The organism is Roseibium sp. Sym1, from assembly GCF_027359675.1.
Lineage (GTDB): Bacteria > Pseudomonadota > Alphaproteobacteria > Rhizobiales > Stappiaceae > Roseibium.
In genome coordinates, this window is sequence record NZ_CP114786.1 from 1,889,184 (window position 1) to 1,912,145 (window position 22,962).

Here is a 22,962-nt window from a genome sequence, read left to right on the forward strand (position 1 = left end):
TTCTGGAAAGCTGACTTTCATTGGTCACGTCACAAATGACAGCAATGGGCCGATTGCTACTATGCGCCTCCCAAGCGCGAATGTCCGCTTCGTTTATTGGCGAGGCCAAACCTACCTGTCGCCTCCCGGCCCCGAGACGGTCGTTTACAAGAACTCTAAAAGGACTTGTCAGCGATAGCCCCGCCGCCATTTTCCTGTCTTTGCACGCCACACTACTCCTCCGTTAAACAGCTATTGAACCTCTCCAAAATCAGGTTCTTTTAATCATCCCCGTCTGGGGGCATTCCTGCCATCCCCGGCATCAACGGGGATCCCATGGCACCATCACATCAAAATCCGGAAGGCCAGGCACGCGGCGCACGTATGCTCCGCACGGCGCTCGGGTCCGCGATCACCCGTCTTCTGGAAGATCCTGCCGTAATCGAGGTGATGCTGAACCCGGACGGGCGTGTCTGGATTGACCGCCTCTCCGAAGGTCTCACCGGAACCGAAGAGTGGTTGTCACCGGCCGACGGCGAACGCATCGTGCGCCTGGTCGCGCACCATGTCGGCGTTGAGGTGCACCACGCTGCGCCGCGTGTTTCGGCCGAACTCCCCGAGACGGGAGAACGGTTCGAGGGCCTTCTTCCTCCTGTCGTTGCCGCACCCACCTTCGCCATCCGCAAGCCCGCCGTCGCTGTTTTTACCCTTGAGGACTACGTTGCCGCCAGGATCATGACGCCGGCACAGGCCGAGACACTCCGCTCGGGCGTCGCGACACGCGCAAACATTCTCGTCGCCGGCGGAACCAGCACCGGCAAGACCACGCTGACCAACGCGCTTCTGGCCGAAGTCGCCAAAACTTCCGACCGTGTGATCCTCATCGAGGACACCTGCGAGCTTCAGTGTGCGGCCCCTAATCTCGTTGCCATGCGCACCAAGGACGGCATCGCCTCGCTGTCCGATCTCGTCAGATCGTCCCTCCGCCTCCGCCCTGATCGCATCCCGATCGGCGAGGTGCGCGGACCTGAGGCCCTGGACCTCCTGAAGGCCTGGGGAACCGGACATCCCGGCGGCATCGGCACGATCCACGCCGGTTCCGCCATCGGGGCCCTGCTCCGGCTCGAGCAACTCATCCAGGAAGCCGTCGTCACCGTTCCACGTGCCCTGATCGCGGAGACGATCGACCTCATTGCCGTCCTAGCAGGCCGCGGTTCGCAGCGGCGTCTCGTGGAGCTCGCCCGCGTCGAGGGCTTTGGTCCCGACGGCGACTACCGCGTTTCCCCGGCCGTTCCCACAACTTCCTCCCATTCAGGAGATCATCCATGATCCGGACCATCCTTCGTACACGTCGTCCTATCGCGACTGCCGTCGCTGTGCTTCATATCAGCCTGCTCGCGGTTCCTGCCGCCCACGCTGCCGGATCCTCCATGCCCTGGGAAGCGCCACTGCAGTCGATCCTGGAATCCATAGAGGGCCCGGTCGCCAAGATCGTCGCGGTGATCGTCATCATCGTGACGGGCCTGTCGCTGGCCTTCGGCGATACGTCCGGCGGCTTCCGCCGCCTGATCCAGATCGTCTTCGGCCTGTCGATTGCCTTCGCCGCCAGTTCCTTCTTCCTGTCGTTCTTCTCCTTCGGTGGCGGGGCGCTTGTCTGATGGCGGAGACCTTCGAACATCGTGATCAGGTGCCGGGTTTCACGGTGGCGGTGCACCGGTCCTTGAGCGAGCCGATCCTGCTCGGAGGCGCGCCTCGGGCAATCGCGATCCTGAACGGCACTTTGGCAGGGGCCGTCGGTCTCGGTCTGCGCCTCTGGCTCGTTGGGCTTGCCATCTGGCTGATTGGGCATCTGGCCGCGGTCTGGGCCGCAAAGCACGATCCGCTCTTCGCCGAGGTCGGTCGCCGGCATCTGCGCTTTCCCGCACATCTGAGCGTGTGAGCGGAGGCCCTGCCGATGATGAACCTCGCCGAATACCGCACGCGTAACTGCCGCCTTGCCGACTATCTGCCCTGGACAGCGCTGGTCGAGAAGGGCGTGGTGCTTAACAAGGACGGCAGCTTCCAGCGAACAACCCGTTTCCGTGGACCGGATCTCGACAGCGCCGTTCCTGCCGAACTCGTCGCGGTTACCGGCCGTCTCAACAATGCCTTCCGCCGTCTCGGGTCCGGATGGGCCATCTTTGTCGAGGCACAGCGTCATGCTGCCAATCACTACCCTGACAGCAGCTTTCCGGATGTGGCCTCCGCACTGGTCGACGCGGAGCGCAAGGCAAGTTTTGAAGAAGCCGGTGCGCATTTCGAGTCGAGCTATTTTCTGACCTTCACCTATCTGCCGCCAGCCGAAGAGGCCGCTCGCACGGAACGTTGGTTGTTCGAAGGCAGGGAGACGAATGACATCAACCCGCAGGAGGTGCTTACCGGTTTCATCGACCGTACCGACCGGATCCTTCAGCTGATCGACGCTTTCATGCCCGAATGCGTCTGGCTCGATGACGCCGGGACGCTGACCTATTTGCATTCGGCGGTCTCGACCAACCGGCACACTGTTCGCGTGCCGGAGACACCGGTCTATCTGGATGCACTGCTTGCGGATCAGCCGCTTGCCGGCGGCCTGGAGCCAAGGCTCGGAGACAAGCATCTGCGGGTCCTGACGATTTCCGGGTTTCCGACGGCGACCACGCCCGGTCTGCTTGACGACCTCAACCGGCTGGCCTTTCCCTATCGCTGGTCAACCCGCGCGATTTTGTTGGACAAGACGGACGCAACAAAACTCCTGACCCGGATCCGGCGCCAGTGGTTTGCCAAGCGCAAATCCATCGCCGCGATCCTGAAGGAGGTGATGACCAACGAGCAGTCGGCACTCGTCGACACCGACGCCGCGAACAAGGCGGCTGATGCCGACCTGGCACTGCAGGAACTCGGCGCGGACCATGCCGGCATCGCTTATGTCACGGCGACCGTCACGGTCTGGGATACGGACAGCAAAATCGCCGACGAGAAGCTGCGGCTCGTGGATAAGGTCATGCAGGGCCGAGATTTCACGTGTCTGCCGGAGACTATCAACGCAGTCGACGCTTGGCTGGGCAGCCTGCCGGGGCACGTCTATGCCAATGTCCGCCAGCCACCGATCTCAACTCTCAATCTCGCCCACATGATCCCCTCAAGTGCGGTGTGGGCGGGGCCGGAGCGGGACGAGCATCTTTCGTCTCCTCCCTTGCTCTACGGCAAGACGGAAGGCTCGACCCCGTTCCGGTTTTCCCTTCATGTCGGCGATGTCGGCCATACGCTGGTCGTCGGCCCGACAGGGGCGGGCAAGTCCGTCCTCTTGGCGCTGATGGCACTGCAGTTCCGGCGTTATAGGAACTCCCGGGTATTCGCCTTCGATTTCGGGGGATCGATCCGTGCAGCGAGCCTCGCCATGGGCGGTGACTGGCATGATCTCGGCGGCGGCCTCACCGAAGGCCGAGACGTATCGCTGCAGCCTCTTGCCCGGATCGATGCCGCCGCCGAGCGCTCCTGGTCCGCCGACTGGATCGCTGCCATCCTCATGCGCGAAGGCGTCACCGTCAACCCGGACGTCAAGGAGCATATCTGGACGGCGCTGACGTCGCTTGCCTCCGCGCCGGTAGGCGAGCGAACGCTCACCGGACTTTCCGTACTGCTCCAGTCCAACGATCTCAAACAGGCCATGCGTCCCTATTGCATCGGCGGGGCCCATGGCCGGCTGCTCGATGCGGAAGGCGAGAACCTGGGCTCAAGCAGCGTTCAGGCCTTCGAGACCGAGGGGCTGATCGGGACCGGTGCGGCACCCGCCGTGCTCGCCTATCTGTTCCACCGGATCGAGGATCGGCTAGACGGATCGCCCACCCTGATCATCATCGATGAAGGCTGGCTGGCGCTCGACGACCAGGGTTTTGCGGGTCAGCTCCGGGAATGGCTGAAGACCCTTCGCAAGAAGAACGCCTCCGTCGTCTTTGCCACGCAGTCTCTGTCCGACATCGACGGCTCTGCTATTGCGCCAGCCATTATCGAGAGCTGCCCGACACGGCTCCTGCTGCCGAACGAACGCGCAATCGAGCCGCAGATTGCCGGAACCTATCGCCGTTTCGGTCTCAACGACCGCCAGATTGAGATCCTCGCGCGGGCGACACCCAAGCGCGACTATTACTGTCAGTCCCGGCGCGGCAACCGGCTCTTTGAACTGGGCTTGTCCGAAGTCGCGCTGGCCCTTTGCGCGACCGCCTCGAAGACCGATCAGACAGTCATTGCCGGCATTCTCGCGGCTAACAGCCGTGAAGGTTTCCTCGATGCCTGGCTGCGGCACCGCGGTCTTCCGTGGGCGGCCGATCTGATCCCCGACCTCACCAACCTGGAGACCTCCTCATGACGTTCCGCCGATCCCGTGCCGTTGTCGCTGCTGCCGCAATTCTGAGTGCGCCATTTCTCAGCTCTGTCACGTTCGCCCCGCCGGCTTTTGCCTGGCGTGTCGTGTTCGATCCGTCGAACTATGCCCAGAATGTGCTGACGGCGGCACGGACGCTGGAGCAGATCAACAACCAGATCGTCCAGCTTCAGAACGAAGCGCAGATGCTGATCAACCAGGCTCGCAATCTGGCCAGCCTTCCTTATTCGGCTTTGCAGCAGCTCCAGCAATCCGTGCAGAGGACGCAGCAGCTTCTTGAGGAGGCTCAGAACATCGCTTTCGACGTCCAGCAGATCGATCAGCTGTTCCAGCAGCAATACGGCAATATCGATCTGAGCGCGAGCGAACAGCAGCTGGTCGCCGGTGCGCGTAGCCGCTGGCAGAACACGGTCGGCGGCCTTCAGGACGCCCTGCGCGTGCAGGCCGGCGTCGTCGGCAATATCGAGACCAACCGCGCGCAGATGTCCGCGCTGATCGGACAGAGCCAGGGGGCGACCGGAGCACTTCAGACAGCCCAGGCCGGCAACCAGCTCCTCGCGCTCCAGGCGCAGCAGCTTTCCGACCTCACCGCAGTCGTCGCTGCCAATGGCCGGGCGATCGCCTTGAGTGAAGCGGAACGAACGGCCGCGGCCGAACAAGGCCGCATCCAACGCCAGCGCTTCCTGTCGCCGGGCTCCGGCTACCAGCCCGGCAACGCGCGCATGTTCAATAACTGATCTTTCGGGAGGAATTTTCCATGGACGGCAGGATGCTGGCCCGGTTGGCAGCAATCGTTTTTGTTGCAATCGCCATCACCGCGAGCCTGATCGAGATGTCCCGCAAGGACGATCCGGCGCCCAAGCTGACTGCGCCGGCTACACAGCCTTCCGACGATACTGTGCGTGCCGATCTGCGCCGCTGTCAGCAGATGGGCAGAGCTGCGGTCGATGACCAAGACTGTCTGGCAACCTGGCAGCAGAGCCGGGACCGGTTTCTCGGTCGGGGTCCTCGAACCGGCGAGGGACGTTGATCCATGGGCGGCACGGGTGTCATCGACAACTTCCTCGGGGTCTTCACCAGCTACATCGACAGCGGCTTCGGTCTGCTCGGTGGTGAGGTCGCCTTTATCGCGACAACGCTCATCGTCATCGATGTGACGCTGGCCGCGCTCTTCTGGTCCTGGGGCGCCGAGGACGACATCATTGCCCGTCTTGTGAAGAAGACGCTGTTTGTCGGCATCTTCGCTTATCTGATCGGCAACTGGAACAATCTCGCACGGATCGTCTTCGAGAGCTTTGCCGGGCTCGGCCTGATGGCCTCCGGCACCGGATTTTCCGCCGCCGATCTGGTGCGCCCGGGCAAGGTGGCGCAGGTGGGTCTCGATGCCGGAAGGCCGCTGCTGGAGTCGATTTCCGACCTGATGGGCTGGGTCGCCTTTTTCGAGAACTTCATTCAGATCGCCTGCCTGCTCTTCGCCTGGGCGCTCGTCATCCTGGCCTTCTTCATCCTTTCCATCCAGCTCTTCGTCACCCTGATCGAGTTCAAGCTGACGACCCTGGCAGGTTTTGTGCTCATTCCCTTTGGGCTGTTCGGCAAGACAGCCTTTCTGGCCGAACGCGTGCTCGGCAATGTCATCTCTTCCGGCATCAAGGTGCTGGTGCTGGCCGTCATCATCGGCATTGGCTCGACGCTGTTCGCGCAATTCACTGCCGGTTTCGGCAGTATCACGCCGACCATCGACGAGGCGATGGCCGTGGTGCTTGCGGCTTTGTCCCTGCTCGGCCTCGGGATCTTCGGTCCAGGCATCGCGAACGGTCTCGTCTCCGGCGGACCGCAGCTGGGTGCAGGATCCGCTGTCGGCACCGGCCTTGCGGTTGGCGGTGCTGCTGTCGCCGGAGTAGGGGCTGCTGGATTGGCAGCTCGTGGAGGCGCGCTCGCCTTGTCCAGGACCGCGGCGGCCGCACGCGGCGGTGCTGCCATCGCGGGTGGAGCGTCAACAGCCTACGGACTCGGATCGGCCGGGCAATCAGGCACAAGTGGTGTCGCCTCCGGCATCAGTGCTGTGGCAAGTGCTGGAGCGCGAGCCGCAGCATCGCCGCTCAAAAGACTGCAGTCAAAGGCAGCGGAAAGTTTTCAGGCGAGCCATCAATCCGGAGCCCGGACGGCCTTCGAGGCAACGGGCGGCACGGTTGGCAACACAGATAGTTCAGACGCCTCGTCTGCGTCTCCAGCACCCGCAGTACCTGCCGCCGCCGATGGCCCGCCGGCCTGGGCAAAACGCATGAAGCGTTCCCAGCAACTTTCCCACGGTGTTTCCGCAGCCGCTCATGCCGTCCGTTCGGGCGATAGTCACGGGGGCGGTGCTTCCATCAATCTTCAGACAGGCGACCGCTCATGAGCCTCTTCAAACGATCTACCGTTCACTACGGCAAATCCCCAGAGCCCGTAACGCCCTACCAGAAGGCCGCCCAGGTCTGGGACGAGCGCATCGGCTCGGCTCGCGTTCAGGCAAAGAACTGGCGGCTGATGGCCTTCGGCTCTCTCATCCTCTCCGGTGGTTTTGCCGCGGCACTCATCTGGCAGACCGTCGACGGCTCCGTCGTGCCCTGGGTGGTGCAGGTGGACAAGCTTGGTGAGGCGCAAGTTGTAGCGGCCGCCACCGCCGATTATGAACCGTCCGATCCACAGATCGCGTTTCATCTGGCGCGGTTCATCGAGAAGGTCCGCAGCATTCCGGCCGATGCCATCATCGTCCGGCAGAACTGGCTCCGGGCCTATGAGTTCACCACCGACCGCGGGGCGCTCGCGCTCAACGACTATGCGCGGTCAAACGATCCCTTCGCCCGGGTCGGCAGGCAGCAGATCGCGGTCGAGGTTTCCAGTGTCATCCGGGCCTCGCCGGGAAGCTTCCGCGTCGCCTGGACAGAGCGGCACTATGAGAACGGACAGTTATCCGCGACAGAGCGCTGGACCGCGATCCTGACCATCGTCATCCAGCCGCCCCGCGATGCAGCACGGCTGCGGGCCAATCCGCTCGGCATCTATGTCAACGCCATCAACTGGTCGCGGGAGATGGGGCAATGAAGACGGCTTTGCGTAAACCCGCGCTTCCGGCATTCCGGTTCTCCGCAAGTGCGGCAGTCCTTCTTTGTGCAACCGCGTTGGCGAGCTGTGCCACCTACAAGCCTCCGCAGATCAGCTACGATGCCAGCGTGCCGCCCCTGCCGGCGGTACCAAAAACTGCGAGCGACGATCGGCCCAAGCCTCTTCATGTGCCTCCGGCCTGGACCCCGGCAAAAGGAGGCGACGCGGCAACAACGTCAGCCGGCAGGATCGAGAATGCCAATGCGGCTGCGCGCATCGAGCCGCGCCGCGAAGGCTACTACAATGCCATCCAGATCTATCCCTGGTCGGAAGGGGCGCTCTATCAGGTCTATACGACTCCCGGAAAGATCACTGACATTGCGCTGGAACCGGGCGAAGCCCTGACTGGCGCCGGCCCGGTCGCGGCCGGCGATACGGCCCGCTGGATCATCGGCGATACCACCAGCGGCTCCGGCGAAGAGCCGCAGGTCCACATCCTCGTCAAACCGGCGCGCCCGGACATAGAGACCAATCTAGTCGTCACCACCGACCGGCGGGTTTACAGGATCGAGCTGCGCTCAGGCGAGGGTTTCTATATGCCCGCGGTCGCCTGGAACTATCCGCAGTCTTCGTTTTCACAGCGTCCCGTCGTCCCGACAACGCCTCGCATTCCGGCGCTCGCGGCACGGAACTATCGATATGCGCTCACCGGCGACACTCCGCCCTGGCGCCCGGTCTCCATCTATGACGATGGCAGGCGGGTCTATGTCGAATTTCCGGGTGGAATCGTCCAGGGGGAGATGCCGCCGGTCTTCGTTCTCGGGCCCGACGGAAACCCGGAAATCGTCAACAGCCGCGTTTACAGGAATATCCTGATCGTCGACCGGATATTTGGGGCTGCGGAACTCCGGTTTGGCAGCGGCAAGCACCAGCAGACGGTCAGGATTGTTCGGACCGATGGAAAACGCCATGACCTGACAAAGGGACATGGTGCTGGTGAGCCTTCAGAGCAACCAACGATCGGCGATGGAGGTGAGGGGGCATGAGCAGTCCGCAGCAGAATAGGGAAGACGACGATCCTCACCCGAACGCTGACGTCAGGGCGGCAATGCGTTTGCGAGTGGATCCGCCGCGGGTGACGCGTCTCTCGCGCAAGGTGCTGGCAGGGGTCGGGTTCGTTGCCTTGCTCGGCATCGGAGGGGCTTTGATCTACGCGCTCCAGGCACCGGACAGGAGGGGCGGCAGCGAGGAACTGTTTTCGACGGAAAACCGCAACACCGCTGACGGATTGAGTACCCTGCCGAGCGACTATGCCGGCCCGGTTCTAGGACCGCCCTTGCCGGGAGATCTAGGCCGGCCGATCCTCAAGGCGCAGGAACGCGGTCAGCCGGTCGTGCCTCCAGCGATCCAAACGCCCACGCTCGATGAACAGGAACAGCGCCGTCTTGCCGAGGTAGAGGCTGCCCGCACCAGCCGGGTCTTCTTCCAGACGGGACAGGCGGCATCGGGCGGAGCAAGGCTGGGTACAGTGCCGTCGATCGGCGGCAGTGTTTCAGGTGGAGTTTCGGCACAAGACAGCAATCTTGCGTTTTTGAATGCGTCCGTGGACCGACGGACCACGGCATCCGATCGCGTTACGGCACCGGCATCGCCCTATGTGCTGCAGGCCGGGTCCGTCATTCCCGCTGCACTCATCACCGGGATCCGCTCCGACCTGCCCGGGCAGATCACCGCCCAAGTCACGCAGCATGTCTATGACAGTCCAACCGGAAGACTGCTCCTGGTCCCTCAAGGCACGCGCATCGTCGGCGAATATTCCAACGATGTCGGGTTCGGTCAGCGCCGTGTGCTGCTCGTCTGGAACCGGCTGATCCTCCCGAACGGCCGCTCCATCGTGCTCGAACGCCAGCCGGGAGCGGACCCAAGTGGCTATGCCGGTCTGGAAGACGGTGTGGATTACCACTGGTGGGATCTCGCCAAGGCGGCCGGGCTGTCGACGCTGCTTAGCGTCGGTGCGGAACTCGCAGCAAGTGACGACGACCGCCTGGTTCAGGCGGTCCGTGAAGGTGCCCAGGACACGATCGATGATGCCGGGCAGCAGATCGTTCAGCGCCAGTTGCAGGTCGCGCCCACGCTGACGATCCGGCCGGGGTTCCCGGTGAGGGTGATCGTCACCCGTGATTTGGTGCTCGAACCTTACGGAGGATGACCATGGTGAGACTGAAGCTGGGGCCGTTACCGGACGACAAGCCGGTCAAGGTGAGTGTGGAACTGCCGGCGAAGCTGCATCGGGATCTGGTGGACTATGCCGAGATTCTCGGTCGGCAGAGCGGGCAGACCGTCGAGGATCCTTCTAGGCTGATCGTTCCGATGCTGGAACGGTTTATTGCGACGGATCGTGGGTTTGCGAAGGCGCGTCGGATTCTTAGTCACGGCCGGCAGGTGAGGGATAGCGTTCTTCCAGGAGAGCAATGAAGTTGCTCAAAGCCGGATTGTTGTTGTCGCTACGCCAACGCGCGGAAAAGCTGATGCGGTTTGCGCCAGTCCCGTCACGGACTTCGAGAAACGAAACGCCGGGAAAACTGGACCCCAGGCTTGCTTCGAGAATGAGGCTTATGCCGAAACCGGCTGAGACCAGACCTTTGATATTTTCCTGGCTGACATTGTGGGCAACCAACTTTGGTTGTCCGCCGAGCAGCGCAAGCTTGGAAACAAGGACATCTCGCAATTCAGGACCTGGATCATGATCGCTAATAAGGAAAGTTTCGTCTTTCAGGTCGGTCCAATGGAGGACTTTGTTTTGAGCTAGCGGATGCGTGCTGGGCATGAGGACCATAATACGTTCTGTCCAAAGAGACTTTGCGCCAACTTCTCCAGGAGAAGGATCGCCAGTGACTATGGCTATATCCAGGAAACCGCCAGCAAGATCAGACAAAAGACGCGAGCGCGAAGCTTCAATCGTGAGGATCTCCATATTGGGGAACCTTGTTGCAAATTCTGTGAGCCTTGCGCGTAATTTGCCCATCGAGAGGGACGTATAAAATCCAAGACGAAACTGTCCCGTATTGCCTCGGCTTAGCTCCTGGGCGTTTAGTGTCATTTGGTCCAATGACTGGATGAGATAGCGGGAAGTCTTCACGATCTCGGCACCCGCCTCTGTTAAGCGCGCACCGCCACTCGTTCGTTCGAAAAGGATCAGACCCAGACGAGCTTCCATCTGAGAAATGGTCCGACTGAGTGTCGATTGCTTCACTCTGAGCGCGAGTGCGGCTTTTCTGAAACTTCCATGACTTTCGACCGCCACAGCGTGGCGCAGGTGTCTTATTTCTATCGGCCCTGCGAGGCGTCTTTTGTGTTTCAAAGAATCAACCGACTTCAATTTCTTGCCCAGTTTTCCATGTCGCTCCTGTTAATTGTGAATGCTCTGGAACATCGTTAGCTCAATCGGGGATTTGGAAGATTAGAGTCGGCGACTGCGTGAAATCGAGAACACACCCTGCTCAGGGTTCTCGCAACATCCTCTCCCCGATCACTTGGCCGTGGATCAAGCCCCGGCACATAGCGAGAGAACGTATCGAACACGGTCAAAACGCGGATTTTCGATCAGTTGCGTGCTGGTCATGCATGAAGTCCATAGCCCAACGTCATTCGGCCCGACGGCCGATTGGCGATCTTCCTGAAGCGTTGCTTTCATCCGGCGCTCCAGAAACTTGTTCCTCATTGGAGGCCCAACTCGTTGTAGATCTGACGGGTTTTCTTCTGACTGATCATCCAGCACTCTCGGCACAGCAATACATCCAAGCATTGCTATCCGAACCGGATATGCCTCTGACAAATCTCTCTGATCCGCTGTTCCAAAGCGGCCTGACCGGGCCGACGGGATCTGTAACGTTTGTTCGTTGGGTCAAGCCGGTTCACCGCGTAAGTTCGGCAAACGGAAACCTACCACCCGAACGCAACTCATCGACTACGTTCTCTTCCGAGTAGGTCTATGATGCTCAAAAAGCCATGTTGATGTCCCTTTCATGTGACCTCCTCTCAGGCTCAATTGTTTTGGCGGACCGGCACATGATGCCGATGCAATTCGAGAGCTGAGTATAGTCTTGGGTGCTTTTCCAAAACATACCTCATGTGCCCCATCGCCGACGTAAATAAACTTTCTCCATATGCCTCCAGAAATGATAGATGTAGTGGAAAAGGTCAAAAATATACCTGCACCTTTCAATATGATATCAGATCGACCTTGGATCAATTTTAATAAATCCATCATCTAGTCTTGGTTCGTGTTTTGAAAGACGTGCAGCTCAGGTTCACGAAACTAGTTGCAAGCTCCCAGTGCAATTGCAATTCCTTGGCCAACTCCGATGCACATGGTCGAGAGGGCATAACGGCCGTTTTTCTCCGACAGTTCCAGAGCCGCCGTGCCGGTGATCCGGGCGCCGGACATGCCGAGCGGGTGGCCGAGGGCGATGGCGCCGCCATTGGGGTTCACCCGCGGATCGTCGTCGGCGATGCCGAGATCGCGCAAGGTGGCAAGCCCTTGGGAAGCGAAAGCCTCGTTCAGTTCGATCACGTCGAAGTCCGCCTGCGCCAGGCCGAGCCGCGCCATGAGCTTTTTGGAGGCGATCGCCGGACCGAAGCCCATGATCCGGGGCGCCACGCCGGCGGTCGCGCCGCCGAGCACCTGGACAATCGGCTTGAGGCCGTATTTTGCTGCCGCTTCGCCGGAGGCCACGATCAGGGCCGCCGCGCCGTCATTGACGCCGGAGGCATTGCCGGCCGTAACCGAGCCGCCGTCCCGGAAGGGTGCGCGCAGCTTGGCGAAACCTTCGAGCGTCGTTTCCGGGCGCGGGTGCTCGTCGATATCGATGATGACGGGGTCGCCCTTGCGCCTCGGGATCGAGACGGGCGTGATTTCGCGGGCGAGCCTGCCATTGTCCATCGCGGCCTTGGCTTTCTGCTGGGAGCGAAAGGCGAAGGCGTCCTGATCGGTCCGGGAAACGTTGAAATCCTCGGCGACGTTTTCGCCGGTTTCCGGCATGCTGTCGACGCCGTATTGGGCTTTCATCAGCGGGTTGACGAAGCGCCAGCCGATGGTGGTGTCGTGGATTTCGCTGGTGCGGGAAAAGGCACTTTCGGCCTTGGGCATGACAAACGGCGCGCGCGACATGCTCTCGACGCCTCCGGCGACGATCAGTTCGGCCTCGCCGGCCTTGATCGCACGGGCGGCGGTGATGACGGCATCCATGCCCGAGCCGCACAGGCGGTTCATCGTGGTGCCCGGCACCGTTTCCGGGTAGCCGGCGAGCAGAAGAGACATGCGCGCCACGTTGCGGTTGTCTTCGCCCGCCTGGTTGGCACAGCCGAAGATCACCTCGTCGATCGCCGCGAGATCCAGGCCCGGGTTGCGGGCCGCGAGCGCCTTGAGGGGGATCGCGCCGAGGTCGTCGGTGCGCACCGGGGCGAGGGCACCGCCGAAGCGGCCGATGGGTGTGCGGATGTAGTCGCAGATAAATACGTCTTGCACAGGTCTTTCCTCAGTCCAGAGCGGGTACGGTCAGGTCGGCGGGGTCGCCCTCGAGATGCAGCGGTGCTCCGGTCACGTCCTGCAATTCCTCCAGTGTCATTCCGGGAAGCTTTTCGCGCAGGACGAAATGACCGTCGACGATGTCGACCACGGCAAGGGAGGTGTAGACGCGGGTGACGCAGCCGACGCCGGTGAGCGGGAAGGTGCAGGTTTCGACCAGCTTCGGCTTGCCGTCCTTGGTGACGTGGTCGGTGACGACCGCGACCCGCTTGGCGCCGTGGACGAGGTCCATCGCGCCGCCGACGGCGGGCACGCCCTTCGAGCCGACACGCCAGTTCGCCAGATCGCCGTTCTGGGCCACCTGGTAAGCGCCGAGGACCGCAAGGTCGAGATGGCCGCCGCGCACCATGGAGAAGCTGTCGGCATGGTGAAAGAAGGAGGCACCCGGTTTCAGCGTGATCGCCTTCTTGCCGGCATTGATCAGGTCCCAGTCCTCTTCGCCCTCTTTCGGAGCTCCGCCGAACCCGAGCACGCCGTTTTCGGTGTGATAGATCACGTCCCGGCCTTCGGGCTGGAACTTGGCGATCATTTCGGGAAAGCCGATGCCGAGGTTGACATAGGCGCCGTCCTCGATGTCCTGGGCGGCGCGCCAGGCGATCTGGGCGTTGGTGAGTTTCGTATAGGCCATCAGTAAACCACTCCCGCGCGGACGAGCACTTCTTCCTGTTCAGGTTCCGGAACTGCGACCAGTCCGTCGACGAAGATGCCGGGCGTGACGACGGTTTCGGGGTCGATGCCGCCGGGTGCGACCAGATGGCTGACCTGGACGATGGTGCGGTCCGCGGCCATGGCCATCAAAGGGCTGAAGTTGCGGCCCGCACACCGGTAGGTGAGGTTGCCGAGCGTGTCGCCGACCTGCGCCTTGATGATCGCAAAGTCGGCTTTCAGCCAGCGTTCGCGCACATACATCTTGCCGTCGAATTCTTCCGTGGGCTTGCCTTCCGCCAGCTCGGTGCCGAAGGAGCTCGGCGTGTAGAAGGCGGGGATGCCGGCACCGGCTGCGCGGATGCGTTCCGCGAGTGTGCCTTGGGGAACGAGCTCCAGCTCGATTTCACCGGCCAGATATTTTTCGTTGAAGGCTTCCGCATTCGACGAGCGCGGGAAGGAGCAGATCATCTTGCGGACCATGCCGGCCTTGATCATCGCGGCGATGCCGATGCCGCCGTTGCCCGCATTGTTATTGATCACCGTCAGGTCCCTGGGGCTGCCGGTTTCGCGGAAACGGTCGATCAGGGCGTGGATCAACTCGATCGGCGCGCCGGAGCCGCCGAAGCCGCCGATCATCAGTCGGGAACCGTCCTTTATGTCCGCGACCGCAGCCGTAAGGGACGTTATTGTCTTATCCATGGAAACCTCCTCGGTTGAGGATTGTCTAGGCCCGCTGCTTCGGTTCGGCCAGTCAATTTGTTCGCATGTTGACATTTGTTCAAATAGAACTGAATTTTGTGCGCATGTTGAACAAACCGACGGATCACATCGCTTCGCTCGCCAAGGGACTGAGGGTGATCGAGTGTTTCGGGGCCGACACCCCCCGTCTGTCGATATCCGATGTCGCCGACGCCACGGGGCTGGACCGGGCGACCGCGCGCCGCTGCCTGCTCACCCTTCATCACGAGGGGTATGCGGACTACGACGGCAAGTTCTTCACGTTGACGCCACGCGCGCTCCGGCTGGGTCTCGGGGCGCTCGCCTCGCTGCCGCTGCCGCAGGTGGTGCAGCCGTGGCTCGACCAGCTTACCGAGCAGATCTGCCAGTCCTGCTCGGTATCGATCCTCGACGGCACGGAAATCGTCTATCTGGCGCGGGCCGCGCAGAAACGGGTGATGTCCATCGGACTGACGCCCGGCTCACGGCTGCCCGCGCATTGCACGTCGATGGGCCGCGTGCTGCTGGCGGCGCTGCCGGAAGAAGAGGCCCGGGCACTCGTGGAGCGCTCGGACCTGACCCCGCGCACGGCGCTGAGCCTGACCGATCCGGACGAGATCATGAACCGTATCGGTGAAACGCGCACGCAAGGCTTTGCCGTCATCGATCAGGAAGTGGAGATCGGCCTCAGGTCGCTCGCCGTGCCGGTCTACGATAGCCGCGACCGGGTGGTGGCGGCGCTCAACACGGGCATGGCCGCCGCGCAGGCGAGCCTGGACGACCTCGTCGCCATCTACCTGCCGGCGCTCCTCAAGGTGCAGTCGGGCGTGCGGCGGGTGCTGCACTAGGTCTTTCAGTCCTTGTCGTCCGGTTCCTGTTTGAGCATTACGCTTTCCGGCGAGAGTTCGGGGCGGGCCGGCCAGCGAGTTCGACAGCAGCGTTGATGCGGATGCCCGTTATGCACAGCAGTTCGGCGATGATCTGCTGCTTGCTACTTTCAGGAAAGCCACCGCTGGTAATATCCATATTGGCTCCGATTAGCGCATGAGTGTTGATCAGAGCTCGGAGTTCAACCCACTGAAGCTGGATTTTTGATCCTACCAAGGGGATCGCACTGGACTTCTCTAGACCTGAGAAACCGATGGATAATGCCTGCATATAGGCGGTAAATGGATGGTTCGAACAGAGTTCCTGGACTTGTATTGGTTCTGACCCTTGCGGACTCCCGCGAAAATTTGGAGGTTTGGCGTAGACATTACTATGAGGATCAGCCTCGCTTTGCGATCAGAATCAATGTTCCGAATGCGCTGTATTATCCCAGTCATCTCCAGCCCGGAACCGTGATACTAGATGGAGAACTCCATGATCCTGTGGTTCCTACTTGGGGATTGGAGCACTGGTCAGGTAAGAACCTATTCATCGCGTCTCTAGTTGAGTGCTTCCGTTAATTCAATTCTATCTTAAGCGTAATGCACAAACTTCCCTCTCACCTCCCAGTTGATCGTAGCTTATTGCTAAAAACATCTCATTCCAGAGAGCGAAGAATAGATGGAGAGATTTTTTTAAATTTGGTGCAGCAAGTTAGGCTAACCATACCACGTCCCGTAATTCCAGAAGGAAACGCTTATGGTGGCGTCCTTACGGCTTACACTGTGAACGTCGTCACAACTGCTTCAGATTCCAGTTAAGTTGATGGTTCGGCGCTGGAGCCGGTTGCTGAGTGCGTGCTCAGGGGCACTATAGATTTAGTTAGTTCTCTGATCGTTGACGACGCTAATATCTTTGAAAGGCTCTATGTGGCTATGATTCCAGGTAAGAGACATATTGCGGTGCAGCATCCAGATCGCATTCCGCAGCTTATTATATTTGATTGCGATGGTGTGCTTGTGGATTCCGAAACGATCTCCAATCGGCATCTTCATAGATTTCTGCTTTCACGCGGCGCTGACATATCCTTTTCCGAATGTTGCGACAGGTTCATAGGAAAAAGCAGGCATGATGTCGAAAGGTATTTATCGGAACAAGGCTTGAAAGTGCCCGAAAATTGGTTGGTTCCGTTCTCGAAGGAATTGATAGCTTCGTTGAAGAGCGAAATAAAGCCAATTAAAGGTGCAAAAAAGGCGCTGAAAGTACTAAAGAATCATGAAGTAAAATTTTGCGTTGCTTCAAATGGATTGATGGAAAAGATGTGCGCAACGTTGGAGACAACGGGTATGCTTCCTTGGTTTGAAGGCAATATGTTCTCGGCGCATGAAGTTGGAGCAAGCAAGCCTGCCCCGGACGTGTTTCTCCACGCTGCGCAAGCAAATCGTATCCTGCCTGAGCATTGCCTGGTTGTAGAAGACAGCTCCAGTGGTTTTGAAGCCGCCGCAAGAGCGGGCATGTCGTGTCTCGCTTATGTGCCGAAAGAAACGAAGTCGACCCCAGATCTTTTCGGTGCACGGCAATTTGGCGACATGGCACTGTTGCCGTCCGAATTAGGGATCGCCTAAGTAATAAATTAGATTTGTTCATAATTTTATTTCTTTGTCGCCAGTAAGCCTTTTTTTGATAAAGTATTAATGTCCTGCTTGTGAGATCGTCTTGCGGTTGAGAAAATTCGACATCAGTGGAAAAGCAAAAAGAGATATCGCCATCTTCATCTGAAGGGTCGGCATCCTCCTCAATCCGCTTGCCTCCAAGCCCGGTGCGCACGGCGCGTGCCACTGGCTCCGGATGGCCGAATTCCACTACGCTTCGTGTCTGAACGAAACCGGGAGATGTCAAGCTTGTGCCCTGTCAGACTTCTTAGGCGAAGGTACCTGTCGGATAATTCATTCAACAAAGTCCCGGTGTCGTAATTACGCTTTTCAGTTATGATTCTGGCTGTTTCCCGCGAACGGGTTGGCATCGACCCACCATCGAGTGGAGTTTTCGTCCGATGCTCCAATTTCCGGAAAATCCCTAAAATCTCCGTGCAAACCCAGGAAATCCGGGGGTCCGGACATAATTTAATACCGGCCTACACACCGGCCGCCTGCTCTTTTCATAAGGATAAGGTTATATATTTCTCGTTTCTCAATATTGGACAAACGCAGATCGCTTCGCCAGCGTGAGGCTGCCTTCAGTGCATAATGGAACACGCACCAGGCGGCGGGCCTGTGTCGGATCGCTGGGACCAACCCCGGGGAATTCGGCTTGGGTCATGGGGAGGAAAATACATTGAAGTTTGACCGGAATGCCGTTCTGTCGCTGAATCAGGAACAGATGGTTATGGCCATCTCGGCGGTTCTGTTCGTCCTGTTTTCGATTTTTCTCGATGGGTTTTTCCGGATATCGAACTTGCTCTCTCTTTTGCAGAGCGTCTCGATCCTGGGAATTCTGGCGATCGGAATGGCGGTCGTCGTGATCGGTCGCGGCATCGACCTTACGATGGTCGCGGTGATGGTGTTCTCGACTGGCTGGAGCTTCACGCTTTTCTCCGGAGGAATGCAGGTGGAGACGGCCCTTCTTTTGGGTCTGCTGCTGGCGGTGGCCTTCGGCGCGGTCAACGGATTCCTGATCGCCTATGTCGAGATTCCGGCCATCTTCGCCACGCTTGCGATGGCGACCGTGATTTCCGGGCTGGGACGCTTTGCCCTTGTGTCGAGCGAGAACATCTTCATCAGCGGCGATGTGGGCTGGTTTGCGTCTCTCGGAACCGGTGCGCTCGCGGCGGTTCCCATGCCGGTTCTGCTGTTCCTCATCATCTCCTGTCTCGCGTTCGTGGCCTTGCGCCTGACGCGTTATGGCGCCTTCGTCTACGCGATCGGTGACAATCCGCTCGCTTCGCGCAACAGCGGAATGTCTATCCGGCCCATGACGGTCCTGATGTACAGCTTCGCATCCCTCGTCGCTTTCTGCGCGGGCCTGATCATGGCGATGACCGTGTCATCGGTAAACACCAAGCTGGCCAGCTCGACGATGATCTACGACATCATCCTGGTCGTGGTGATCGGAGGGATCGGTCTGGCGGGCGGCAAGGGCAGTATCCGGAATGTCATTTCGGGCACGGTTCTCATCGGACTGCTGTTGAACGGTCTGACGATCATGAACGTGGATTATTCGGCTCAAAATATCATCAAGAGTCTGATCTTGCTGCTGGCCATCATCGTGGACTCGCTGCTCAACCCCCGCGACGAACAGACATCGCAGCAAGGCGACATCTAGAATTCCGGGTGGTCCAGACGGGCGATCCGGAAAAAGAACCACATTTCTAGGGAGGAAGACATGAAACTTTCTATGTTCAAGAGGATAGGTGCGGTCGCAGCCGTAATGCTGGGTGTCCTAGGTCAGGTCGCGCCGGCCTCGGCGGAGCGCCCGGATGACGGCCTGATCCTGAAGTACCAGAAGGCGTTTGAGGGCAAGACCGTCGCTTTCGTTCCGGTCACGATGGGATGGGACCTGACACAAGGCTGGATGGCCGCAGTGCAGCGGGATGCCGATAGGCTTGGCTACGAGCTGACGATCAGGGATGCCAACTATAGCGTCGATGCAGGCGCACAGGCTATCTCGCAACTTATCAACGAGAAGCCGGACATAATAATAATTCAGAACGCAGACATGCAGGCCTACGTCAAGCTTATCCGACGCGCAATGGACGCCGGCATCAACGTCATCCAGATGAACATGAAGACACCGGTCAACTCGGATGCTTTCGTCGGAGGAGACTGGTATGGCGTGGGCGTGGAAACCGCGAAAGAAGCGGCCCGTCTTTGTGGTTCTGGAACATCCGGAAAAATTGCCCTGATTCAGGGCCCGGTGACCGCACCGCCCAACCAGCTCGGCGTTGCCGGGGTCGAAGATACCTTGGTGGATTACCCGGATGCGACACTTGTGGCCACTCAGGCCGCGGATTGGGATGCCTCGAAAGCGCATTCCATCGCCTCCACGATCATCAAGCAGCACGACGATTTGTGCGGCTTTATCGGGCTGTGGGACAACATGGACGTGGGAATTGCCGCGGCCATCCGGGAATCCGGCAAGCAGGACCAAATCAAACTTGTCTCGACTGGCGGCGGAAACAAGGATCTCGGCTGCACCAATGTCGAAAGCGGGGCGTTCTCGTCGTATGTGAAGGTCGATACGCGCGATCAGGCCAAGGTGCTTGCCTCCGCGATCCAGATGTTGTTGCAGACGCAGCCGGAACCCGGCACGCAGCCCTTTGCCGTCTATACAGAGAACCAGATCCTGACACCGGATACGGTAGCTCCGACGTCCTGCTGGACCGTTGACCAGATCAAACTCGGCAACTGATCTCCAGGCACGGGCGATCGACCTATCTGGCGACGATCGTCCGAAGCCAAAACCCCCGGAGTATACGTATGAGTGCGCGCGAAGCCTATTTGCGCTGGCGATATCGCTTGTTTCCCGACCACGTCATGGGCGAGATCCTGTCGAAGAACTGGATCGACAATGCGATCCCGTTCATGTTCCTTGCCATCGCCGTCGCCGTCTTTTCCTTCATCATCCCGAACTTCCTGGCGATAGGAAGCCTCGGCACGATGGGCGAACTCCTGGCGGAATATCTGTTCGTCGCCATCGGTATGACGCTGGTTCTGAAAGCCGGCGGCATCGATCTCAGCGTCGGATCGGTCTTCGCCCTGTGCAATTTCTGCGCGCTTTATCTGGTCAATGCCCTGGGAATGCCGCTGATCGTCGTCATCCCGGCCGTTCTGGCACTTGGCGGTCTCGTCGGGGCGTTGAACGGAGTCCTCGTCGGATTCCTCGGGCTTCGCGCGTTTCTGACCACCTTGGTCACGCTCATCCTCGTACGCGCCATAGTGGAGCTGCTGTCCCTGAACTACGGTGTCGATGCCTCTTACTCGGAAACGCCGGTGCCAATGTGGGACTATCTGGGCTCAGCCCGGATCCTGGGAATGCCGCTCTCGCTGTTCGTTGCCGTCATTGTGGCGATCCTGACCCATATATTGATGACTCGCATGCGGTTCGGCTGGCATCTGAGCGCTGTCGGCGGGTCGCGCCGTTCCGCCTACAATATCGGCCTGCCGGTCAAGTGGATCGTGGCCCAGACCTACATCCTGTCGGGGGTCTTCACAGCGGCAGCCGCCTTGTTCTATGCCTCGCGACTCGGCAGCATAGGCGGCTCCGTCGGCGTCGGGCTGGAGATTGTTATCCTGACTGCCGCGGTCCTCGGAGGTAACAGTCTGGGCGGCGGGCGCGGGTCGGTCGCGAAGGCGATTATCGGAACCGTCATAGTGGTCATGGTCACCAATGCCTTGGTGCGCATGGGCTTGCGCACCGGCGCCGGCGACCTCGTGTTGGGTCTCATTCTGCTCGTGGCCGTGGCCATAGACGTGAAGTGGATGAAGAACCGCCTCAAGATCCTCAATCGCGCTTATGTCTCACCCACCTATTTTGCCCTGCCGCCGTGCCCGCCCACCGCCGAAGGGTCCGGTTCGCCCTATGAGGTCAACAACAAGCTCGCCTCTGCGCAACCGATCGGCAAGGGGGAGCTCGACGGGCCCGAGGACATCATCCTCGACGAGGACGACAATCTTTACTGCGGCAGCCGGCATGGCGACATCATCCGGTTCTTTGCGCCCGACTACCAACGACATGAGGTCTACGTACATATCGGCGGCCATCCGTTGGGAATGGCGTTCAACCGGGACCGGGAACTTGTCGTCTGTGTCGGCGGGATGGGGCTCTACAAGGTTACGAAGGATCGCAAGCCCGTAAAGCTCTCGGACGAGACGAACCGGTCCATGTTTTCGATCATCGACGACTCGCGCATGCGGCTCGCCGACGATCTCGACATCGCGCCGGACGGCCGGATCTTCTTTTCGGAAGCCACGATCCGCTACGAGATTCACGACTGGGTGCTCGACGCACTGGAATCGCGGGGCAATGGCCGCATCATTTGCTACGACCCGCGTGACGGGTCATCGCGCACTATTTTGCCCAAGCTGCAGTTTCCAAACGGAATCACGATGGCGGGTGACGGCGAATCCTTCCTCTTCGCGGAGACCTGGGGCTGTCGGATCAGCCGATACTGGTTCGACGGCCCCCGCAAGGGACAAAGAGAAGTCGTGATACCGGATCTTCCAGGTTACCCCGACAATATCAACAAGGCCTCCGACGGCACCTTCTGGTGCGCCATCATCGGCATGAGATCGCCCACCTTCGACCTCGCCCAGCGAATGCCGCAGCTCCGCCGGCGCATGGTCTACCGCGTGGCAAGCGACGAATGGATGTATCCGAACATGAATTCAGGATGCGTCTTCAAATTCGATCTGACCGGTCAGGTGCTCGACGTGCTCTGGGATCGCGACGGCATCAAGCATCCTTCGATCACGTCGATCCGGGAGCACAAGGGACGTCTGTTCCTGGGAGGGCTCTTCAACGACCGGATCGGTGTCTACGACATTCCCGGAGCCGACATGGAATGGACAGGCATCAGCCATTACTGGGGAGGCAAGTCCGGTGAGTAACCTCTTTGCCCGTATGTTCGACCGCTTCCGCGGCAGCGGCAGCGCCGCCATCACCCTGCCACCGATGGACGGGGCATTGCGTCCCAACACCCGCATCGATGAAGCCGAGGAAATGGCCGCCGTGACGGCTCCGGACAATATCGCGTTAGGAACGGATGGCATCCTGCTGTCGTCCGGCGCCCGGTTGCTGGGCCTGAGCCCATCGAAAACCATCGATACTCTCTGGACGGCGTCAAGCGACATCGTGTGTCTGGCGGCTCATCCGTCGGGCATGCTGGCCCTGGGGCTTGACGAGGGGCGTCTCGTCATCCGGGGCGGAGCGCATGACGGACGCGAGTTCACCAAACTGGGAGATCTGCCCATCGTGTCCCCTTCCGCCCTTGCCTTTGCCGATGACAATACCCTGTTCGTCTGTCTGGGCAGCCAGGATCACGGAATGAGCGACTGGAAGGTCGATCTGATGACACACAGCGCCAGCGGGTCTGTCTGGAAAATCGACCTTGGCAGTGGCGCAGCGGCCTGTATGGCGCAAGAACTCGCTTTCCCATATGGCGTCCACGTGACCGAAAACGGCAATATCGTCGTTTCGGAAAGCTGGCGTCATCGCCTGCTGCGGATCTCGCCGGATGGGAAAATCGGGGTCGTTGTCGATGAACTGCCGGGGTATCCGGCACGCATGGCACACGAGCGCGAGGGCGGAGACTTTTGGCTTTCAATCTTTGCTCCGCGCACGCAACTTATCGAATTCGTCCTGCGCGAAGACGAATACCGTCGTCGCATGGTGGATACGATCGACCCTGAATACTGGATCGCGCCCTCCCTGCATCACCCGCAGTCCTATCTCGAGCCCATGCAGGGCGGCAGCCTCAAGCAGCTCGGGGAACTCAAGCCCTGGGCGCCATCGCGATCGCTGGGGATTGCGGTGCGTCTGGATGGCAACGGGCATCCCGTCGAGAGCCTGCACTCCCGAGCGGACGGAGTGCGTCACGGCGTCACCAGTTGCCTCCCCACCGGCGATGGCCTGCTGATGACGTGCAGGGGTGGCGATATCGTCGTGCGAGCGAAGATATAGG

At 60.1% G+C, this 22,962-nt stretch carries 22 protein-coding genes and 1 pseudogene; 17 read left to right on the top strand and 6 right to left on the bottom strand.

What is annotated here, in order from left to right; translation table 11 throughout:
• The first annotated feature begins 315 nt into the window (after positions 1 to 315).
• The 11 genes from trbB to O6760_RS08660 are packed head-to-tail and all read left to right on the top strand — an operon-like array spanning position 316 to position 9,940.
• The gene (trbB, locus tag O6760_RS08610; RefSeq protein WP_152505164.1) at positions 316 to 1,308 is read left to right on the top strand and encodes a P-type conjugative transfer ATPase TrbB; all 993 of its coding nucleotides are present in this window, start codon (positions 316 to 318) and stop codon (positions 1,306 to 1,308) included.
• On the top strand, positions 1,305 to 1,637 hold the full coding sequence (locus tag O6760_RS08615) for a TrbC/VirB2 family protein (protein ID WP_152505165.1): 333 nt from the start codon (positions 1,305 to 1,307) through the stop codon (positions 1,635 to 1,637). Before trbB ends, O6760_RS08615 begins: the two co-directional genes overlap by 4 nt.
• Positions 1,637 to 1,918 (top strand): VirB3 family type IV secretion system protein, encoded by a 282-nt coding sequence (locus tag O6760_RS08620; protein ID WP_152505166.1) that lies wholly within the window; start codon positions 1,637 to 1,639, stop codon positions 1,916 to 1,918. The genes O6760_RS08615 and O6760_RS08620 overlap by 1 nt, the downstream gene beginning before the upstream one ends.
• A gap of 15 nt (positions 1,919 to 1,933) precedes the next feature.
• Positions 1,934 to 4,366, top strand: a complete 2,433-nt coding sequence (gene trbE / locus O6760_RS08625; RefSeq protein ID WP_152505167.1) for a conjugal transfer protein TrbE — start codon at positions 1,934 to 1,936, stop codon at positions 4,364 to 4,366.
• Positions 4,363 to 5,118 carry a P-type conjugative transfer protein TrbJ gene (gene trbJ / locus O6760_RS08630; protein WP_152505168.1) on the top strand — a complete coding sequence of 252 codons (756 nt, stop codon included), beginning with the start codon at positions 4,363 to 4,365 and terminating at the stop codon, positions 5,116 to 5,118. Before trbE ends, trbJ begins: the two co-directional genes overlap by 4 nt.
• Before the next feature lie 20 nt (positions 5,119 to 5,138).
• Positions 5,139 to 5,411 carry a putative entry exclusion protein TrbK-alt gene (gene trbK-alt, locus O6760_RS08635; protein WP_152505169.1) on the top strand — a complete coding sequence of 91 codons (273 nt, stop codon included), beginning with the start codon at positions 5,139 to 5,141 and terminating at the stop codon, positions 5,409 to 5,411.
• Between the two features lie 3 nt (positions 5,412 to 5,414).
• A complete protein-coding gene (trbL, locus tag O6760_RS08640; protein WP_152505170.1) occupies positions 5,415 to 6,779 on the top strand; it encodes a P-type conjugative transfer protein TrbL in 1,365 nt (454 codons plus the stop codon).
• Positions 6,776 to 7,465, top strand: a complete 690-nt coding sequence (gene trbF / locus O6760_RS08645; RefSeq protein ID WP_152505171.1) for a conjugal transfer protein TrbF — start codon at positions 6,776 to 6,778, stop codon at positions 7,463 to 7,465. The genes trbL and trbF overlap by 4 nt, the downstream gene beginning before the upstream one ends.
• Positions 7,462 to 8,511: a P-type conjugative transfer protein TrbG gene (gene trbG, locus O6760_RS08650; RefSeq protein ID WP_152505172.1), complete on the top strand. Its 1,050-nt coding sequence runs from the start codon at positions 7,462 to 7,464 to the stop codon at positions 8,509 to 8,511. Before trbF ends, trbG begins: the two co-directional genes overlap by 4 nt.
• Complete coding sequence (locus tag O6760_RS08655) at positions 8,508 to 9,674, top strand: TrbI/VirB10 family protein (RefSeq protein WP_152505173.1); 1,167 nt, start codon at positions 8,508 to 8,510, stop codon at positions 9,672 to 9,674. The genes trbG and O6760_RS08655 overlap by 4 nt, the downstream gene beginning before the upstream one ends.
• 2 nt (positions 9,675 to 9,676) lie before the next feature.
• The gene (locus O6760_RS08660) at positions 9,677 to 9,940 is read left to right on the top strand and encodes a DUF2274 domain-containing protein (RefSeq protein WP_152505174.1); all 264 of its coding nucleotides are present in this window, start codon (positions 9,677 to 9,679) and stop codon (positions 9,938 to 9,940) included.
• Here O6760_RS08660 and O6760_RS08665 read toward each other — a convergent pair.
• The 5 genes and pseudogenes from O6760_RS08665 to O6760_RS08685 form a co-directional block, all read right to left on the bottom strand.
• A complete protein-coding gene (locus tag O6760_RS08665) occupies positions 9,891 to 10,769 on the bottom strand; it encodes a LysR family transcriptional regulator (protein ID WP_269586234.1) in 879 nt (292 codons plus the stop codon). The two genes, O6760_RS08660 and O6760_RS08665, sit on opposite strands and share 50 nt — an antisense overlap.
• Before the next feature lie 179 nt (positions 10,770 to 10,948).
• Positions 10,949 to 11,353: pseudogene (locus O6760_RS08670) on the bottom strand (IS3 family transposase); the annotation flags it as partial.
• Positions 11,354 to 11,783: 430 nt separating this feature from the next.
• The gene (gene pcaF, locus O6760_RS08675; RefSeq protein WP_152505175.1) at positions 11,784 to 12,992 is read right to left on the bottom strand and encodes a 3-oxoadipyl-CoA thiolase; all 1,209 of its coding nucleotides are present in this window, start codon (positions 12,990 to 12,992) and stop codon (positions 11,784 to 11,786) included.
• Positions 12,993 to 13,002: 10 nt separating this feature from the next.
• Positions 13,003 to 13,680, bottom strand: a complete 678-nt coding sequence (locus O6760_RS08680; RefSeq protein WP_152505176.1) for a CoA transferase subunit B — start codon at positions 13,678 to 13,680, stop codon at positions 13,003 to 13,005.
• The gene (locus O6760_RS08685; RefSeq protein WP_152505177.1) at positions 13,680 to 14,399 is read right to left on the bottom strand and encodes a 3-oxoacid CoA-transferase subunit A; all 720 of its coding nucleotides are present in this window, start codon (positions 14,397 to 14,399) and stop codon (positions 13,680 to 13,682) included. Before O6760_RS08685 ends, O6760_RS08680 begins: the two co-directional genes overlap by 1 nt.
• A gap of 65 nt (positions 14,400 to 14,464) precedes the next feature.
• On the opposite strand from O6760_RS08685, the gene O6760_RS08690 reads away from it, so the two are divergent.
• Positions 14,465 to 15,265, top strand: a complete 801-nt coding sequence (locus tag O6760_RS08690) for an IclR family transcriptional regulator domain-containing protein (protein ID WP_442969866.1) — start codon at positions 14,465 to 14,467, stop codon at positions 15,263 to 15,265.
• 37 nt (positions 15,266 to 15,302) lie between these two features.
• Here the strand turns inward: O6760_RS08690 and O6760_RS08695 are convergent, their stop codons facing one another.
• Positions 15,303 to 15,443: a hypothetical protein gene (locus O6760_RS08695; protein WP_173013793.1), complete on the bottom strand. Its 141-nt coding sequence runs from the start codon at positions 15,441 to 15,443 to the stop codon at positions 15,303 to 15,305.
• Positions 15,444 to 16,219: 776 nt separating this feature from the next.
• Between O6760_RS08695 and O6760_RS08700 the strand changes: the two genes are divergently transcribed.
• The 5 genes from O6760_RS08700 (at position 16,220) to O6760_RS08720 (ending at position 22,961) form a co-directional block, all read left to right on the top strand.
• Complete coding sequence (locus O6760_RS08700) at positions 16,220 to 16,909, top strand: HAD family hydrolase (protein ID WP_269586235.1); 690 nt, start codon at positions 16,220 to 16,222, stop codon at positions 16,907 to 16,909.
• 709 nt (positions 16,910 to 17,618) lie between these two features.
• A complete protein-coding gene (locus O6760_RS08705; protein WP_269585038.1) occupies positions 17,619 to 18,605 on the top strand; it encodes an ABC transporter permease in 987 nt (328 codons plus the stop codon).
• Between the two features lie 60 nt (positions 18,606 to 18,665).
• The gene (locus O6760_RS08710; RefSeq protein WP_152505180.1) at positions 18,666 to 19,691 is read left to right on the top strand and encodes a sugar ABC transporter substrate-binding protein; all 1,026 of its coding nucleotides are present in this window, start codon (positions 18,666 to 18,668) and stop codon (positions 19,689 to 19,691) included.
• A gap of 68 nt (positions 19,692 to 19,759) precedes the next feature.
• Entirely contained in the window at positions 19,760 to 21,889 is a 2,130-nt protein-coding gene (locus O6760_RS08715; RefSeq protein ID WP_152505181.1) for an ABC transporter permease, read from the top strand.
• The gene (locus O6760_RS08720; RefSeq protein WP_152505182.1) at positions 21,882 to 22,961 is read left to right on the top strand and encodes a strictosidine synthase; all 1,080 of its coding nucleotides are present in this window, start codon (positions 21,882 to 21,884) and stop codon (positions 22,959 to 22,961) included. Before O6760_RS08715 ends, O6760_RS08720 begins: the two co-directional genes overlap by 8 nt.
• Position 22,962: the final 1 nt, after the last annotated feature.